A 14,560-nucleotide genomic window follows, 5' to 3' on the forward strand; every position below is an offset into this window, starting at 1 on the left:
TGGGTTTCTTCTCAACGTCCCGAGCTATTCTCATGACCAAGGCCCAGGAACGCGCCGCCGAGATCGCCGCCCAGGTGCTGTGCGCCTATCTCAGCCGCAACACCGTGTCGGCGGACGATCTGCCCGCCCTCAGCGCGCGCACCTACGCCGCGCTTGAAGCCGTCTTCGCCGGCCCGGGGACCATCGCCCCGCCCATCGAGCCGCCGACGCCCGACCAGATCGCCGCCAGCATCACGCCCGACGCTATCGTCAGCTTCGAGAACGGCCGTCGCTATCGTTCGCTGCGCCGGCACCTGAACCAGTTGGGGTTGAGCGAAGACCAGTACCGCGCCAAGTGGGGTCTGCCCGCCGACTATCCGCTGGTGGCCCAGAGCTTCTCGGACCTGCGCTCCAGCGCCGCCCGCGCCCAGCGCTTCGGCGGCGCGGCGGTGGCTGCCGAGTAACGCCGCCGGGAGCCTAGGCCGCCGGGCGCTCGCCGCGTTCGATCCTGGTCGCGATCTCGGCCAGGACGGGCCCCAGCCCGGCGACGCTCTCGACCACGTAGTGGGCGCCGGCGTCGCGCAGGGCCTGAGTGGCGGCTTCGATCCGGGCGGCGCGCTCGGCTTCCGGCAGCAGGTCGAGGTCCTCGCGCGACAGTCCGACACCATTGCCCGAGGCCGACAGGCCCACCGTCCAGGCGCCAACCTCCAGCCCCTCGCCGATGCCGACGACCGCGTCGTCGACCTTGACGCAGGCCCGCGCCGGCCAGGCGCCCAGCTCGACCAGGGCTTTCCACATCATCAGGGGCGAAGGCCGTCCCGCCGCCGTCTCGCCGGCGCAGACCACCACTTCGGGCGCATAGCCCTGTTCGGCGGCCAGCGGCAGGATGTCGGCCATCATCGGGCGGGTGTAGCCAGTCGTGGAGCCGATCTTCACGCCTCGCGCCCGCAGGTCGGCGACGAGATCGGCCGCGCCGGGGATCAGTTGGGCGCAGTCGCGAGCGGCGGCGCGCATCTTCGGCTCGACGGCGTCGTGCAGGCGGTCAACATCGGCCTCCGTCGAGGCCGCGCCGTAGCGCTTGGTCCAAAGCTCGGCGACGCGCGGCAAGGCCAGCAACGCCCGCACATGATCGCGCTTGGCCTTGCCCATGTCGGCGCGAGCCTCCGCTTCCGAGATCTCGATCCCCGCCTCGGCGAAGACCTCGCGCAGGGCCATGACCGGCGCCCGGCAACCGAAGTCGATCATGGTGCCGGCCCAGTCGAAGATGACGGCCTGGATAGGGCTCATGCGACGGCTCCTTGCCGGGGAAGGTCATAGAGGCCCGCGATCACCTCCTCGGCCAGGCCAAAGGCGGTCGAAGCGCCAGTGCCGCCGGTCACGGTCACCAGGCGAACGCGCGGCATCGGGGCCTCGATCAGGCTGTGACCGGCCGCCGACGCGTAGGTGCCGGTCCAGCGCTCCAGAACCGGCGGCGGAGCCTGGCCGAACACCTTGGCGAACTCGTCGAGGATCAGGGCGTCGACGTCGTCCCGGGCGAAGGGATCGGGCGTGGGGGCATAGTGGTGGCTGTCGCCGACCACCAGCGAGCCGTCGGCGCTCTGCGCCACGATCAGGTGGACGCCGTGCTCCAGGTGCGCCGGCTGCTCGGCCTCAAGCCGCGCGCGCAGGGCCGGCGCTTCGGGCAAGGCGGCATAGCCGAGGTAGCGAACCAGACCCAGGTCGGACATGACCGGCCCGGGCAGCCGCCAGCCCGGGGCGGCCAGGCGCAGCATCTGCAGCTTGCAACGCGTCACCTCGGCCTGGGCGAAGGCGTCGGGAAACAGGGTGACGAGATCGTCCCCCGGACAGACCACGATGGTCTCGGCGTGGATCGTCCCGACGGAGGCCTCCAGGCGACCGGTCTCGACGCCGCGCGCGGCGACGCCTCGCAGGAAGGTCACGCCGTGCGCCGTCTCCAGCCAGGCGGCCAGGCGCGGAATGGCGGTGCGGGATTCCACACGCAGGTCGACCGAACTGGTCAGCGCGCCCAGCACCTCGCCCCGAACCGGCAGTCGGTCGTCGAGGTCGCCGGCGTCGCGCCAGGCGCAGCCCTCGGCCATCTCGGTTTTAAGGAAGGCTTCCAGCACGGCTTTGGCCTCGGGGCGACGGGCGACCATCGTCAGGCCGCGCTGCACGACCTCGATTCCGGCCGGCCCGGCGATCTCGGCCCAGACCCGCGCCGAGCGCCGCGCCCGTCGCCAGACCTCGCCTCGCGCCTGGCCCGTGACGGTCACGAAGCCGAAATTGCGCACCGAGGCGCCGTTGGCCTGGGCGTCGCGGTCGATCACCACGACACGCTTGCCAAGGCGCGCGGCGGCCAGGGCATGGGCCAGGCCGACAATGCCAGCGCCGACAACGGCGAGATCGAAGCGGCGCTCCAACGTCATGGCTCGACGACCTGACCGGCGGCCGGGAAGGCCACCGCGCCCTGCCCGCTGGCGGACGTCTTCCGCCGGCGCAGGAAATAGAGGCCCGCGAACAGCGTGCAGACCGCGCCGACGGCGCTGGTCGCATAGGCGCTGTTGACGAAGAAGCTCAGCCAGTCGAGGTCGACCATGGCGAAGTTGCGCCAGACCAGCAGCGCCACGCTGCCCAGATACCCCGAGGCGTCGGCCACATAGATCAGGAAGCCGGCCGTGCCGACCTGGCCGCTGAAGGCGATCATGCGGTCGAACAGCATGGCGTTGAACGGGGTGTAGGCCATGTAGAGCCCCGCGCCGGTCAGGACCATCCAGGTCAGGGGGGTCAGCATGTGCGCCTGAAACGCCAGGGTCGAGCCGCCCAGCACCAGGAAGCCGGCCAGGATCACGCCGTGCATGACCAGCAAGGCTCGCAGGTTGTCGCGCACCAGCATCACCGCGCCCATCACGGCCAACGAGACGACCGCGACCGGCAGCTCGCTGGCGGTGAACACGCCGGAGGCCTGGCCGAAGCCCAGGGCGGTCCATATCTCGGCGGCGAAGTTGTCGCGGAAGTCGCGCAAGGCCGTCAGCAGGATATAGGCCAGCACCAGCAGCACGATGCCCGGCGCGTAAGAGCCCAGGAAGGCGCGGCGCTGGGCCTTGTCCATCGGCTCCCGGCGCACGCGAGCGGCCTCGTCGGCGGCGCTGGGCGGCGGCATCTGGACCAGCGCCCAGACCGAGATCGCCAGCAGCGGCATGAAGATCGCGCCGGTGGCGGCCGGCATCCAGAACGGCGAAACGTGCAAGTCGACCATCAGCCATTTGCCGACCGACTTCACCACGCCCGACGACAGGATGAAGCTGGCGCAGAGGATGGCGCCCAGCACCTCCGAGGTGCGGCGGCCCTCCATGAAGCCGAACACCAGGCCCCAGATCATGCCCAGCGGCAGGCCGTTCAGGAACAGCGCCGCGACGTTCCAGGGCGCGGGCACGACCGCGAAGGCCAGTAGCGCTAGCCACGAGACGCCGATCAGGCCCAGGATGGCGACACCGCGATGGCGGGGCGCGATCTCGGAGATCACCTTGACCCCGATCATCTTGGACAGGGCGTAGCCGGCGACCTGAGCCAGCACGAGAGCGATCTTGTAGTCGACCGCGAAGCTCCAGCCCTCGACCGCGCCGAAGGTCGCCGCCGCGAACGGCTTGCGGAAGGCGTACATCGAGAAATAGGCGCAGAAACCGGCAAGGCCCGCGAACAGGGTGAAGGCCAGCGGATTGGCGCGCTCCAGCCAGCGCTTTGGACCAGTTGTCATGGGACGCCCTCTTTGGAGCGCACTGGTCTAGACCAAGTCCACGACAACTGGATGACGGCCGCGTAGGTCCGGGTTCCCCCGCTTCACGGGTCAGCGCACGCGGATGTCGACGCTGATCTTCAGGGCGTCGTGGCGCCAGTGCTCGCGGTCGAACTCGACCACGCGACCTTGCGCGTCGTAACAGGTGCGGACCAGACTAAGCCCTGGCAAGCCGGACTTGACCCGCAGGGCCTCGGCCTCCTCGCCAGTCAGGGCGCAAGGTCTCATATCGACCTTGTTGCGCGCCACGCCGATGCCATAGACCGACTTCAGCAAGCTGGTCAGCGAGCCATTCAGGTCGTGGTCTATCAGACCCTGCGTCAGCGACGCGTCGACGATGATGTTCTCGAACAGCACCGCCCGGCCATCGACCGAACGCCGGCGGCGTATCCAGTACATGGGCGCCCCGATCGGGCGCGAAAAGATCTCGGCCAGCACGCCGTCACAGGCGATCTCGATCTTGCTGAGGGTCTCGGTCGACGGCTGCCGCCCCTGCGCCTCGACATAGGACATGAAGCCTTCCCAGCGGGTCGGATCATACACCACCGGCGGCGGCGAGACGTACCAGCCGCTACGCTCCTTGCGGTAGATGACCCCCTCGGCCTCCAATTGAAAGAGGGCTTCGCGCACGGTGCCGCGAGCGACGCCGCCGCCGATCTGCATCTGGCGCTCGGACGGAAGGCGCTCGCCTGGCTTGAACTCTCCGCCAGCGATGCGCGCGGCGATGTCGTCGCGCACGCCGATATACTGAAGGCTTTCGGGCTGCTGCATCGGGCGACCTGGCCAGCGGTCGAATCCCGCCACGCCGCGAGGATGGGAGGGCGCTCCCCCAGGGTCAAGGAACTGGATCGGACCAACGGTCCCGCAAGCACGGTCCGCGCCTCGGTGTCACGAAAGTTTCGCCGAAGCCCCAAACTACCTGGTCTATACCAAAAATCGATTCTCGGGAGATGGGCCGATGACGACCGACCGCCGCTCTTTCCTGCGCGCCGCCGCCACGGCCAGCGCGGCGGCTGGCCTATTGCCGACCACCGTCGCCAGGGCCTTGGCCATCCCCGCGCGTCATCGCACTGGCACGATCATGGATGTCGAGCACGTCGTGATCTTCATGCAGGAGAACCGGTCGTTCGATCACTATTTCGGAGCGCTGAACGGCGTGCGTGGCCTGGGCGATCCGCGTCCGCAGCGCCTGCCCGGCGGCGCCTCGGTGTGGCGACAACCAAGTCAAGAGCATCCCGACGGCTTCGTCGCCCCGTTCCACGGCGACGCCTCGGCGACCAACGCCTACACCGTCGACGGCTCGGACCAGGGCCATCAGGCGGCGATCACCATCGTCAACGGCGGCCGCTACGACCAGTGGGGCCACTCGGGCGAACTGCACAAGCGGATGGTCTACTACAAGGCCTCCGACCTGCCCTTCTACCACGCCCTGGCCAGCGCCTTCACGGTCTGCGACGCTTATCACTGCTCGACCCTGACCCAGACCTACCCGAACCGCCTGCACCTCTGGACGGGCTGCAACGGCGGCGGCAAGGTCGGCGGCGATCCGGAAATGAGCAACTACGGCGAGGACGAAACGCCCAGCGCCGACATGGCCGAAGACAAGGTCATGGCCAAGGGGCCGCACGACTGGACGACCTATGCCGAGCGCCTGCAGGCGGCCGGCGTCAGCTGGAAGGTCTACCAGGAGTATGACAATTTCGGCGATAACATCCTGTCGGTGTTCAAGACTTTCCGCCCCTGCGCCAAGGACTCCGAGCTCTACGCGCGCGGCCGCTCCTGGTTGGGCGAAGGCAAGTCCGGCGCCGATCGCAAGCGGTCGGATGGCGAGCAGTTGGTCCAGGCCTTCCGCGCCGACGTCGCCGCCGACCGGTTGCCGCAAGTCTCGTGGATCGTCACCGCCGCCGACCTCTCCGAACATCCCTCGGCCGAGCCGTCCAAGGGCGAGCATGTCTGCGCCGAACTGATCAAGGCCCTGGTCGACCACCCCGAGGTGTTCGCCAAGACCGTCTTCATCGTCAACTACGACGAGGCCGGCGGCTTCTACGACCACATGCAGCCACCGATGCCGCCACTGACGCCCGAGCAAGGCTGGAGTTCGGTGTCGGTGGCTGGCGAGGCCAAGACCTATGGCCCGGACGCCGAGGGCGCCAACAAGGGCGCCTATCCGCTGGGCCTGGGCATCCGCGTGCCGGCCATCATCGTCTCGCCCTGGAGCCGGGGCGGCCTCGTCTGCTCGGAGGTGTTCGACCACACCTCGACCCTGAAGTTCCTGGAGCGGCGGTTCGGCGTACGCGAGGACAACATCAGCGACTGGCGCCGGACGGTCTGCGGCGACCTGACCTCGGCCTTCGACTTCGCCACGCCGAACCAGGACTGGACGGCCCTGACCCTGCCGGCCACCGCCGACTACATGCAGCGCGTGGCCCACTCCAAGGCGGCGCCGAGCCTGAGGATCCCCAAAACCCAAGATCCATCGGCCCAGGACGGCCCACAGCGTGGCGCGCGTCCCCTGCCCTACGTCCTGTCGGCCGACGCTCGCGTCTCGGGCGGCGCGCTGTGGATCGACCTGGTCAATGCCGGGCGGGTGGGCGCGGTCTTCCAGGTCTTTGACAACACCGACCGCGAAGGCCCCTGGCGCTTCACCCTGGCGGCTGGCCGGAAATACGCCGCCGGCCACTGGAACAAGGACGGCCGCCCGCTGGGTCCCTATGACCTGACCGTCCACGGCCCGAACGGCTTCTACCGTCGCTTCGTCGGCGACACGTCACGACCGCAGCCGGTCGTCACGGTCGCCGCCGACGCCCGCCCGCGCCTAGTCATCAGCCTGCAAGGCGCCGGCCTGGCGACCCTGCGCATGGCCGAGGACTATCCCCTGGCCGAGGGCGAGGCGCGCCAGACCGTGATGCTGAAGCCCCGGGGCGTCGTCCGCTCGATCTGGGATCTGCGCGGCAGCGACCACTGGTACGACCTGACCCTGACCCTGGCCGACGATCCTTCGTTCACCCAGCGCCTGGCCGGGCACCTGGAAACCGGCCGCGCCAGCCGCACCGATCCGGGCATCGGCCGTATGCGCCTCTAAGCCTTCAGTTCACGGATATTCGATGACCTCTCGTCCCGCGGCCGACGCTTTCGTGGCCGAACTGACCGACCTTTTCACGCGCCTGGGCGGCCTGCACTACGGCGAGGGCGTCAGCCAGCTGGAGCACGCTTTGCAGACCGCGCACCATGCCAAGCTGGACGGGGCGCCGCCGGAACTGGTCGCCGCCGCCCTGCTGCACGACGTCGGCCACATGATGCAGAAGGTCGGCGAGAACGCCGCCGACCTCGGCATCGACACCCGGCACGAGCACATCGGCGCCGGCTATCTCGCCCGCGCCTTCGGCCCGGCGGTCACCGAGCCGATCCGCTTGCACGTGGCGGCCAAGCGCTATCGGGTCGCGGTCGATCCGGCCTATCGGGAGAGTCTCAGCCCCGCCTCGCTGCAGAGTCTGGCCTTGCAGGGCGGTCCGTTGTCCGCCGCCGAGATCGAGGACTTTCTGGCAGATCCGGCGGCGCGGCCCGCCCTGCGGCTACGCGGCTATGATGAGGCGGGCAAGGCGCCCGACGCCGAGATCGCGGGCCTGGAGACCTATCAGGGTCTCCTCCGCGGCCTGATCGATCGCGCGGACGGGACCTAGTCCACGACGAGGTGCTGCAGCACGCGCTTTTCCAGCACCAGCAAGGCGCTGGCGTCGTTGGTGCGCATCACTAGCCCCTCGGCCAGCGGCCCGGCGGCCTGGCGCACAGCGTCGACCAGCCGCTGGAAGTCCTCCAGCCCTCGCCCGCTGACGCCGTGGAGCGCGCACAGCTGGCGCCAGTCGAACATGAAGCTCTCCAGCAGCTTGCCGAACCGCGCGGCGCGCGCCCTGGCGTCGGCGGTGTCGTCGGCGAGCGCCAGCTCCGCGCACAGGTCATCGATCAGCCACTGCGCCTCGGCGGCGGGCATGACGGGGGAGCGCTGGTCGTCCTCGGTGAGCAGGTCCGGAGAGGCGCTAGGATCCCAGGCCACCGTCCGCCATTGCGCGCGCGGCGGCGTCGGCCCGCAAGCGAGCCGCCAGAACGCCGCCGTGCCGGTGGTGTCGGCGACCAGGTGGATACGCTCGGCGTCGGCGTTGTTCTCGACGTGGTGCCGGCGCCAGTTGTCGAAGATCCAGGCCTCGCCGGCGCCCATGTGCACCGCCTCGCCGTCGCAATGGAAGCGCACCGCCGGCTGGGTGAAGACCGGAATGTGGACCCGCACGCGCGTGTGCCAGTGGTAGTTGATATCAGCGTGCTCGGGCACGCCCGCGCCAGGCGCCAGGCGCATCAGCCGCGAGCGGCTCCAGACCACGCCAAAACCCGCCAGGACCTGTTGAAGGTAGGGCATGCCCTGCAGCCAGCGTGTCGGCAGCATCTGTCCGTGGACGGCGTCGGTCTCGCCCCCGCCTGCGCTGATCAGGCGCGCCGCGCTGTTGCCCGGCAGGCGATCCGGATGCGAAACCCAGGCCTCGCCCGGCAGCCCCGCGACCTCGGCCTGCAGGCGCGCCACGTCGAAGAGCACGGGAATCTGGAAGAAGGGGCGCGATAGCCGCATCGGATCAGCTCCTGTAGGTCGTCCGGGCGTCGCCCAGCGCATCGGCCAGCGGAGCCAGCCACGGCGCGTAGTGCGCCCACTGGGTCAGTCCGTCCCTGCCGAGGGGCTGGCGCACCTGTTCGGAGCTTGGCGTGCGCACGCTGCGACGGGTTTCGTGGAAGGTCAGGCAGGCCGGCTCGAATGGCAGCCCGGCGTGGGCCAGCATCCGGCGCACGCCGCCCTCGATATCTTCGATCACGTCTTCGTACGAGACCCTCAGCACCCGACCCGGCAGCACCGCGTTCCAGTGCCGCATGACGTCGAGATAGGTTCGGTAGTAGCGGGCGATATCGTCTACCCCGTAGGTGAATTCCTGGTTCGTCGTGCCGAACAACTGCTTGAGATTGCTGAAACCGCAAGCCATCGGCTCGCGCCGGACGTCGAGGATCGTGGCGCGCGGCAGGATCAGGTGGATCAGGCCGATGTGCCAGAAGTTGTTCGGCATCTTGTCGACGAAGAACGGTCGGCCCAGCCGGCGATAGGTCCGCGTCTCGGTCAGAAAGCGTTCGCCCAGCGCCCTCGCTTCTCCGGCCGTCAGGTCCAGCAGCGCCTCGGGCTCCAGCGGCAGGCCGCAATCCGCATCGCGCCCGCAGAGCTCCCCGGCATAGCGGCCGATCTCGGTCAGTTCCTGCGTGCCCTCGACCTGGGAATGGGAGGCCAGGATCTGCTCGATCAGGGTCGAGCCCGAACGCGGCAGGCCCAGGACGAAGATCGGGGCAGTATCGTCCACCCCCCAGCCGGCGCGTTCGGCGAAGACCTCGGCGGTAAAGACCTTCCTCAGCCGAGCGGCGCAGGCCTCCGCCGCCTCTGGGCGCCACCGAGCGAGGTCGCGACGCACCGCATTGCCGCGCGCGTAGGATCGCCACGAGGCCTCGTAGTCGCCCCGGTCTTCCAGCGCCTTGCCCAGGGCGAAGCCCAGATAGACGCGGTCCATGTCCGGGAGATCGTTCCGAGCCTCCAGGGCGCCCATCCGCGCGACCTCATCGTCGGAGAAGCGATAGGTCTTGAGGTTGGCGAGACTGAACCAGGCCACGCCGTTGTCCGGCCGCGCCGCCAGCGAAGCCTGGTAGTCGGCGATGGCCTCCGCCCGCCGGCCCGTGACCTTCAACGCGTTGGCCCGCCACAGGCGCAGGTCGGCGACCTCTGGTCCCATCGGGGGCAGACCGTCCAGCAGCCGCGCATAGAGGTCGATGACCGGCTCGTGGTCACCCAGCGCGACGCAGGCCGCGCCGTACTGTTTGAGGTAGTCGCGGTTGTCGGGATCCTCCCGCAGCAGGCGCTCGGCCTCCTGCCGCGCTTGGGCCGGCTTCTGCCGCTGCAGCAGCACCATCCCGTAGTCGAAGCGGGCGGCATGGTAGTCCGGCGCGCGCTCGACGACCGACTGCAGCAGCGCCTCTGCCTCGGCGAGATCGCCACGCTCCAGACGAATCCGAGCGAACAGGCGCAAGGCGCCGACATTGAGATTGTCCTGGCGCAGGTAGTCGCGCAGCACCGCCTCCGCCGGTTCCAGGTCACCGTCGGCCAGCAGGCTACTGGCCATCACCACCGCCGGCGGCAGCTGCTTCAAGATCGCCAGATGCTGAGCCGCCATGGCCGCTTGGGCGGCGTCGCCCGCCATGCGGTAGAGCTGTTCCAGCATGTCCCAACTGGCCGGCAGGCTCGGGTTGAGGCGCACGGCCTCATGCAGCGCCGCGATCGCCGCCGGCCCATCGCGCAGCAAGATGTGGCAGTGACCCCGCTCCTGGTGGAGGCGGCTGAACCGGGGATGCAACACCTCCAGCCGCGCCAGCGTGGCCAGGGCGTCCGGGACGCGCTGCCCAGCGCGCAGGTGCTGGGCTTCGCGCAGCAAGGCGTCGCGTTCCGTCATCGCGGCGTGCTCGCCGCCAGGAACGGCGCCAGCCAGTCCGGGTCCGGCTGGTCGGCGTCGTAATATTCGAAGATGAGGTGGATGCGGTCCGTGGCGCCGTCATTGCGCACCCAGTGGGGGCCGAGGTTGTCGACCTCCACCGCCTCGCCGACCGGAAAATGGCGCTCTTCGCCGCCGAAGAACGACACGACACCGGGATTGGTCGTCAGCGGCACGTGGATCTTGTGCGGCCATTTCGCGGCGGGGTTGGCGTCGATGTGTGGATGGATCACCCCGCCCGAGGGCATGCGGGCCAGCATCACCCGCGGAAACACCCCGCGCGCATAGTCGTAGTCGCGCACCGCCTGGGCGAGCACCGGCTCCAGCAGATCGCGCCATGGGGCCCAGGCCCGACGATCATGCGACCCGCGCCAGTCGCGCGGACTGTCGATGAAACGGAAGACGATGTGACGGGTCGCGCCCAACGCCTCGAACCTGTTCGGCTTGGCGGCGTTCTCCGCCGCCCAGATGTCCTCGGGGATCGCCAGCACGGCCGTCCGCAAGGCGGCGATGTCGACGAGACCGAGCTTGCGGACCGCCGCGGTCTTGCGCGGATTGGCGACCGGCATGGCGCTCATCGCAGGCCTTCGAAGGTGTAGCCGAACAGCTCAAGATCCTGGGCGTAGCGGGCCGCGACGCCGTCGATCAGGGCCTGATCGTAGTATTGGCGATAGTCGCCGTGCTGGCTGCCGTTGACGCGCTCGAGCGGCTGGGAGGGAATGCCGATCCGCGCGCAGATGGCGTCGTAGGACCCCTGCATGTCCTCGACCCGGCCGATCGCGTCGGTCAGCAGGGTCACGCCGTCGTCGCCGACCAGCAGCGAGGCCTGCGGCTTGAACAGGATGTGCTGCTCCGGCGGCTCGGCGAAGAGAAAATGGCGCATCACATCGCGCGGGCGCTGCTGGAAGACATCGCCGCCGCGCAGCATGAAGGCGCAATAGGACACGAAGCGGTCGAATGGATTGCGGACGAAGGCGAACTTGAAATAGCCGCCGAACGCGTCCTCTCCCAGATACGGCCTGACCTGCTCCAGCGACAGATGGCCATGCTGGATCTCAGCCAGGTCCTGCCAGGGGAAGCGCTTGTTGAGGAACAGCCCGACCTGCTCGACATCCTCGTCGCCAAGCTGTTCGCGCAGGGCGCGTCGCACCGAATGGGTGCCTGTCTTGGGCACCGCGGCGAAGATGAAGCGATGTCGATGCGAGACAATCACGTTCGAGCCCACGCAAAGGGGCGCCCCTCCCCGCCGGAACGGCGGGTCGGGGCGCGGTATTGATCAAGTTTGGTCGTCTTAGAACTTGTAGCGAAGACCGACCATGTAGGTCGCACCGCTCTGGGTCTGGTTATAGAGATACTCGTTCTGACCCCAGAACTGGGTGTCCTTCTGGTTCGTCAGGTTGATCGCATTCAGCGTCAGCTGGAGCGCGCTCGAGACGTTGAGGAAGGCCGAGGCGTCCACATAGGTGGATCCCTGGAACCCGCGCGTGCTGGCGCTCATCAGGCTGTCGCTGTGGCTGGTGAACCACTTGTTGCGATGGCTCAAGGAGCCCCGCAGGCCCCAGCGCTCGGTTTCATAGTAGAGCGTGGCGTTATAGCTGGTGTTCGAGATGCCGGTGAGCGCCTCGTCGGCGTCCACATAGGTATAGTTCACCACCGCGCCCAGCTTGTCGAACGGCGCCGGCAGGAACGAGAATTGCCCCTGCGCGGCCAGTTCCACACCGGTCAACTGCTTGGTGCCGGCGATATTGATCGGCATCTCGAACTCTTTGACGATCGTGTTGGCCGTCGCGCCCGGGATCGTGGTGTAGGGCACGCCCGTCTGGCTGAACGGGATTTTCTCGAGCGTCTGCGTGCCGATGAAGTTCTTCAGGCTCTTGTGGAACACGCTCGCCGACAGCAGCCCGTCCTGGCCGAAGTAGTATTCCGCCGCCAGGTCCAGCGTGCTGTCCTTGTAGGGCTTCAGGTTCGGGTTGCCGCGCGAGGCCGTGATATCGCCGCTGTCGGCCTGGAACGCGCTGCCTTTGGCCGCCATCGAGCCCAGACCCGGACGGTTCAGGTTTTGCGTGGCGGAGAAGCGCACCATCACCTGCGGCGTCAGTTCCAGAACCGAGTTCATGGCCGGCAGCACGCCGTCATAGCTGCCCTTCACGTCCGTCGTGCCCAGATAGGCGTAGCTGTCGCCCTGGATCCAGCCGGTGCCGTGGGTGTCGGTCTGATAGCCGCGCAGGCCGATATTGCCGCGGAAGCGCTTGCCGAAAAGGTCGCTGTCCCAGTCCGCCTGCACATACTCGGACACGGTCGCTTCCGAGGTCTCGTAGACGTTCTCGATGTCCTGCAGCGCGCCGCCCGTGCCGTCCTTGTTGGGGCCGAACCGGTGGTACTCGTTGAACTTGGCGAAGGTCTTGTCGTAGTCGCCAACCAGCCACGAACCGAACTCGTTGGTGAACACGGTGGTGACGTCGGCGACCGACTTGCCGCGCATCTTGGACCGGGTTCCATTGACGTTGTCGTCATAGAACAGGTCCCGGCCGCCTTGCGTGAACTTGTGGTAGGCCACGCCAGCGCGCAGGGTCCACACGTCGTTCAGCGCATACTGGACGTTCAGAACGCCTTCCTTCAGCTCCGACTCGTTGTTGAAACCGCGATAATAGAAGGAATCCAACGCGTAGTTGGCCGGGTTGGTGGCGTCGAAATTCGGGTAGGAGAACGTCGCCGATTGGCCATCAGCGCCATAGTTGGCGACCATATTACCCTTGGCGCGCATATACAGCTTGTCGTCATAGGGGGTCTTGTAGGTCGACTTCTCGTAGCCGACGTGACCATCGATCTTGAGGCGATCGGACAGGTCCCACTTGCCGGTCAGCGCGACCTGGTTGAAGCGGTTTTCGTTCAACGACCGGCGATGCTCGCTGCCGAAGGTCGTGCCCGTGACATCGGTCATGGTGACGTAGTTACTGCTGTCCCACGCCAGGTTGTTGAGCACCGAACCCTTCTGGAACTGCGACGGCCAGACGCCGCCCGCCGGGGTGTCGAACGCAAAGGACTTCGTCCCCGATCCCAGCGGCCGCGTGGCCAGGTGATATTCGTCGCGGTGGGTCGTGAACTCGCCGTGCAACACGTCAAGCGTCAGGAGGAGATTGTCCGCCGGCTTCCACTGCACGGCGCCCGTCAGACCCAGGCGCTCGGCCTTCGAGTTCCAGGAGGAGATGCGGTTGCCGTCCGCGATATACAGGTCGCCGGACAGGAACTTGGCCTGCTGCGCGGCGGACAGGTGGGAGATGTCCAAGCCGTTGGCGACCAGCTTGCCCATGTCAGAGGCGCTAAGCTTGTCGTAGTTATAGGTGTTGTGACCTTGCTCGGTGGTCTCGCGCTTGCTGTAGGCGACCGACACCGCCACGCCGAACCTGTTGTCCCAGTTGTAGCTGAACAGGCCGGCGACGCGCGGCTGGGTGTCCTTGGTATATTGGTTGGTGCCGGCCTTGACCGAGATGGCGCCCTTGGCGCCGGGCGCGTAGTCGAACGGCTTGCCGGTGAACAGGCCGACCGTGCCGGCCATGCCGCCCTCGTTCTGGGCGGCCTGGAAGGTCTTCTCGACCTCGACCTTCGAGAACAGTTCCGAAGCGAAGATGTTGAAGTCGAAGGCGCGGTCACGCGAGCGCTGGCCGCGGCTGTCCTGCGCCGAGTCGACATTGCCCAGCACTTCCATCCCGTTCAGCTGCACGCGCGCGAAGTCGGGACCCAGGCCCCGCAGCGAGATGCGGCGACCTTCGCCGGCCTCGCGGGTGATCTGCACGCCCGGCAGGCGCTGCAGCGACTCGGCCAGGTTCAGTTCCGGGAACTTCGCCATGTCCTCGGCGACGATCACGTCCTTCTGGATGACCGAGTCGCGCTTGATGGCGCGCGCGTCGCTCAGCGACTTGCGGAAGCCGGTGACGACGACCGCGTCGACCGTGTCGGCCGAGGCCGATTCATTGGCGGTCTGTTGCGCGAACGCGGCCGATGAATGAGCGCCAACGGCCAGAGCCGCGACGGTCGCCAACAAAAAGCTCTTCAGGTTCGGGCGCGCGGCTCGAACGGGATATAGCGTCGACATGATTGGTTCCCCTGCCCCAACTGGTATGGACCAGAGCGCTTTAAGCGCTTGCCACGACATCAGCGTGACAGTCGGCGTCGAAGCCCCGGAAATTCCGCCCCCCTGGCTGACGCGCCAGTAACGGCCCTTGCCGCA

General features: G+C 68.0%; 12 protein-coding genes. 3 read left to right on the forward strand and 9 right to left on the reverse strand.

From position 1 onward, the window contains the following. Positions 1-32: 32 nt before the first annotated feature. The gene (locus AC1RJ9_RS17380) at positions 33-443 is read left to right on the forward strand and encodes a Ros/MucR family transcriptional regulator (RefSeq protein ID WP_492838208.1); all 411 of its coding nucleotides are present in this window, start codon (positions 33-35) and stop codon (positions 441-443) included. 13 nt (positions 444-456) lie between these two features. Here the strand turns inward: AC1RJ9_RS17380 and phnX are convergent, their stop codons facing one another. The 4 genes from phnX to AC1RJ9_RS17400 form a co-directional block, all read right to left on the reverse strand. Then, on the reverse strand, positions 457-1,266 hold the full coding sequence (gene phnX / locus AC1RJ9_RS17385; RefSeq protein WP_492838210.1) for a phosphonoacetaldehyde hydrolase: 810 nt from the start codon (positions 1,264-1,266) through the stop codon (positions 457-459). Beyond that, positions 1,263-2,405, reverse strand: a complete 1,143-nt coding sequence (locus AC1RJ9_RS17390; RefSeq protein WP_492838212.1) for a TIGR03364 family FAD-dependent oxidoreductase — start codon at positions 2,403-2,405, stop codon at positions 1,263-1,265. Before AC1RJ9_RS17390 ends, phnX begins: the two co-directional genes overlap by 4 nt. After that, positions 2,402-3,733, reverse strand: coding sequence for a DUF5690 family protein (locus tag AC1RJ9_RS17395; protein ID WP_492838214.1), 1,332 nt, complete (start codon positions 3,731-3,733; stop codon positions 2,402-2,404). Before AC1RJ9_RS17395 ends, AC1RJ9_RS17390 begins: the two co-directional genes overlap by 4 nt. 90 nt (positions 3,734-3,823) lie before the next feature. Continuing rightward, complete coding sequence (locus tag AC1RJ9_RS17400) at positions 3,824-4,543, reverse strand: UTRA domain-containing protein (RefSeq protein ID WP_492838216.1); 720 nt, start codon at positions 4,541-4,543, stop codon at positions 3,824-3,826. 187 nt (positions 4,544-4,730) lie between these two features. Between AC1RJ9_RS17400 and AC1RJ9_RS17405 the strand changes: the two genes are divergently transcribed. Then, positions 4,731-6,854, forward strand: a complete 2,124-nt coding sequence (locus tag AC1RJ9_RS17405) for a phosphocholine-specific phospholipase C (protein WP_492838218.1) — start codon at positions 4,731-4,733, stop codon at positions 6,852-6,854. Positions 6,855-6,876: 22 nt separating this feature from the next. Continuing rightward, positions 6,877-7,452 (forward strand): HD domain-containing protein, encoded by a 576-nt coding sequence (locus AC1RJ9_RS17410; RefSeq protein ID WP_492838220.1) that lies wholly within the window; start codon positions 6,877-6,879, stop codon positions 7,450-7,452. Here AC1RJ9_RS17410 and AC1RJ9_RS17415 read toward each other — a convergent pair. The 5 genes from AC1RJ9_RS17415 to AC1RJ9_RS17435 form a co-directional block, all read right to left on the reverse strand. After that, complete coding sequence (locus tag AC1RJ9_RS17415) at positions 7,449-8,387, reverse strand: aspartyl/asparaginyl beta-hydroxylase domain-containing protein (RefSeq protein WP_492838222.1); 939 nt, start codon at positions 8,385-8,387, stop codon at positions 7,449-7,451. The genes AC1RJ9_RS17410 and AC1RJ9_RS17415 overlap by 4 nt on opposite strands. Positions 8,388-8,391: 4 nt before the next feature. Then, a complete protein-coding gene (locus AC1RJ9_RS17420; RefSeq protein WP_492838224.1) occupies positions 8,392-10,293 on the reverse strand; it encodes a tetratricopeptide repeat-containing sulfotransferase family protein in 1,902 nt (633 codons plus the stop codon). Beyond that, on the reverse strand, positions 10,290-10,910 hold the full coding sequence (locus AC1RJ9_RS17425) for an aspartyl/asparaginyl beta-hydroxylase domain-containing protein (protein ID WP_492838226.1): 621 nt from the start codon (positions 10,908-10,910) through the stop codon (positions 10,290-10,292). The genes AC1RJ9_RS17420 and AC1RJ9_RS17425 overlap by 4 nt, the downstream gene beginning before the upstream one ends. Further along, the gene (locus AC1RJ9_RS17430; RefSeq protein WP_492838228.1) at positions 10,907-11,545 is read right to left on the reverse strand and encodes a sulfotransferase family 2 domain-containing protein; all 639 of its coding nucleotides are present in this window, start codon (positions 11,543-11,545) and stop codon (positions 10,907-10,909) included. The genes AC1RJ9_RS17425 and AC1RJ9_RS17430 overlap by 4 nt, the downstream gene beginning before the upstream one ends. A gap of 78 nt (positions 11,546-11,623) precedes the next feature. Then, positions 11,624-14,425: a TonB-dependent receptor gene (locus AC1RJ9_RS17435; RefSeq protein ID WP_492838230.1), complete on the reverse strand. Its 2,802-nt coding sequence runs from the start codon at positions 14,423-14,425 to the stop codon at positions 11,624-11,626. Positions 14,426-14,560: the final 135 nt, after the last annotated feature.

This window comes from Caulobacter sp. GW822-FHT07D08 (assembly GCF_058798735.1).

Excerpts from the sequence above, each read along its gene's own strand:
- AC1RJ9_RS17410 (WP_492838220.1), top strand. The coding sequence starts at position 6,877 with ATGACCTCTCGTCCCGCGGCCGACGCTTTCGTGGCCGAACTGACCGAC.
- phnX (WP_492838210.1), bottom strand. The coding sequence starts at position 1,266 with ATGAGCCCTATCCAGGCCGTCATCTTCGACTGGGCCGGCACCATGATC.
- AC1RJ9_RS17420 (WP_492838224.1), bottom strand. The coding sequence starts at position 10,293 with ATGACGGAACGCGACGCCTTGCTGCGCGAAGCCCAGCACCTGCGCGCT.
- AC1RJ9_RS17435 (WP_492838230.1), bottom strand. The coding sequence starts at position 14,425 with ATGTCGACGCTATATCCCGTTCGAGCCGCGCGCCCGAACCTGAAGAGC.
- AC1RJ9_RS17400 (WP_492838216.1), bottom strand. The coding sequence starts at position 4,543 with ATGCAGCAGCCCGAAAGCCTTCAGTATATCGGCGTGCGCGACGACATC.
- AC1RJ9_RS17415 (WP_492838222.1), bottom strand. The coding sequence starts at position 8,387 with ATGCGGCTATCGCGCCCCTTCTTCCAGATTCCCGTGCTCTTCGACGTG.
- AC1RJ9_RS17390 (WP_492838212.1), bottom strand. The coding sequence starts at position 2,405 with ATGACGTTGGAGCGCCGCTTCGATCTCGCCGTTGTCGGCGCTGGCATT.
- AC1RJ9_RS17405 (WP_492838218.1), top strand. The coding sequence starts at position 4,731 with ATGACGACCGACCGCCGCTCTTTCCTGCGCGCCGCCGCCACGGCCAGC.
- AC1RJ9_RS17395 (WP_492838214.1), bottom strand. The coding sequence starts at position 3,733 with ATGACAACTGGTCCAAAGCGCTGGCTGGAGCGCGCCAATCCGCTGGCC.
- AC1RJ9_RS17380 (WP_492838208.1), top strand. The coding sequence starts at position 33 with ATGACCAAGGCCCAGGAACGCGCCGCCGAGATCGCCGCCCAGGTGCTG.
- AC1RJ9_RS17425 (WP_492838226.1), bottom strand. The coding sequence starts at position 10,910 with ATGAGCGCCATGCCGGTCGCCAATCCGCGCAAGACCGCGGCGGTCCGC.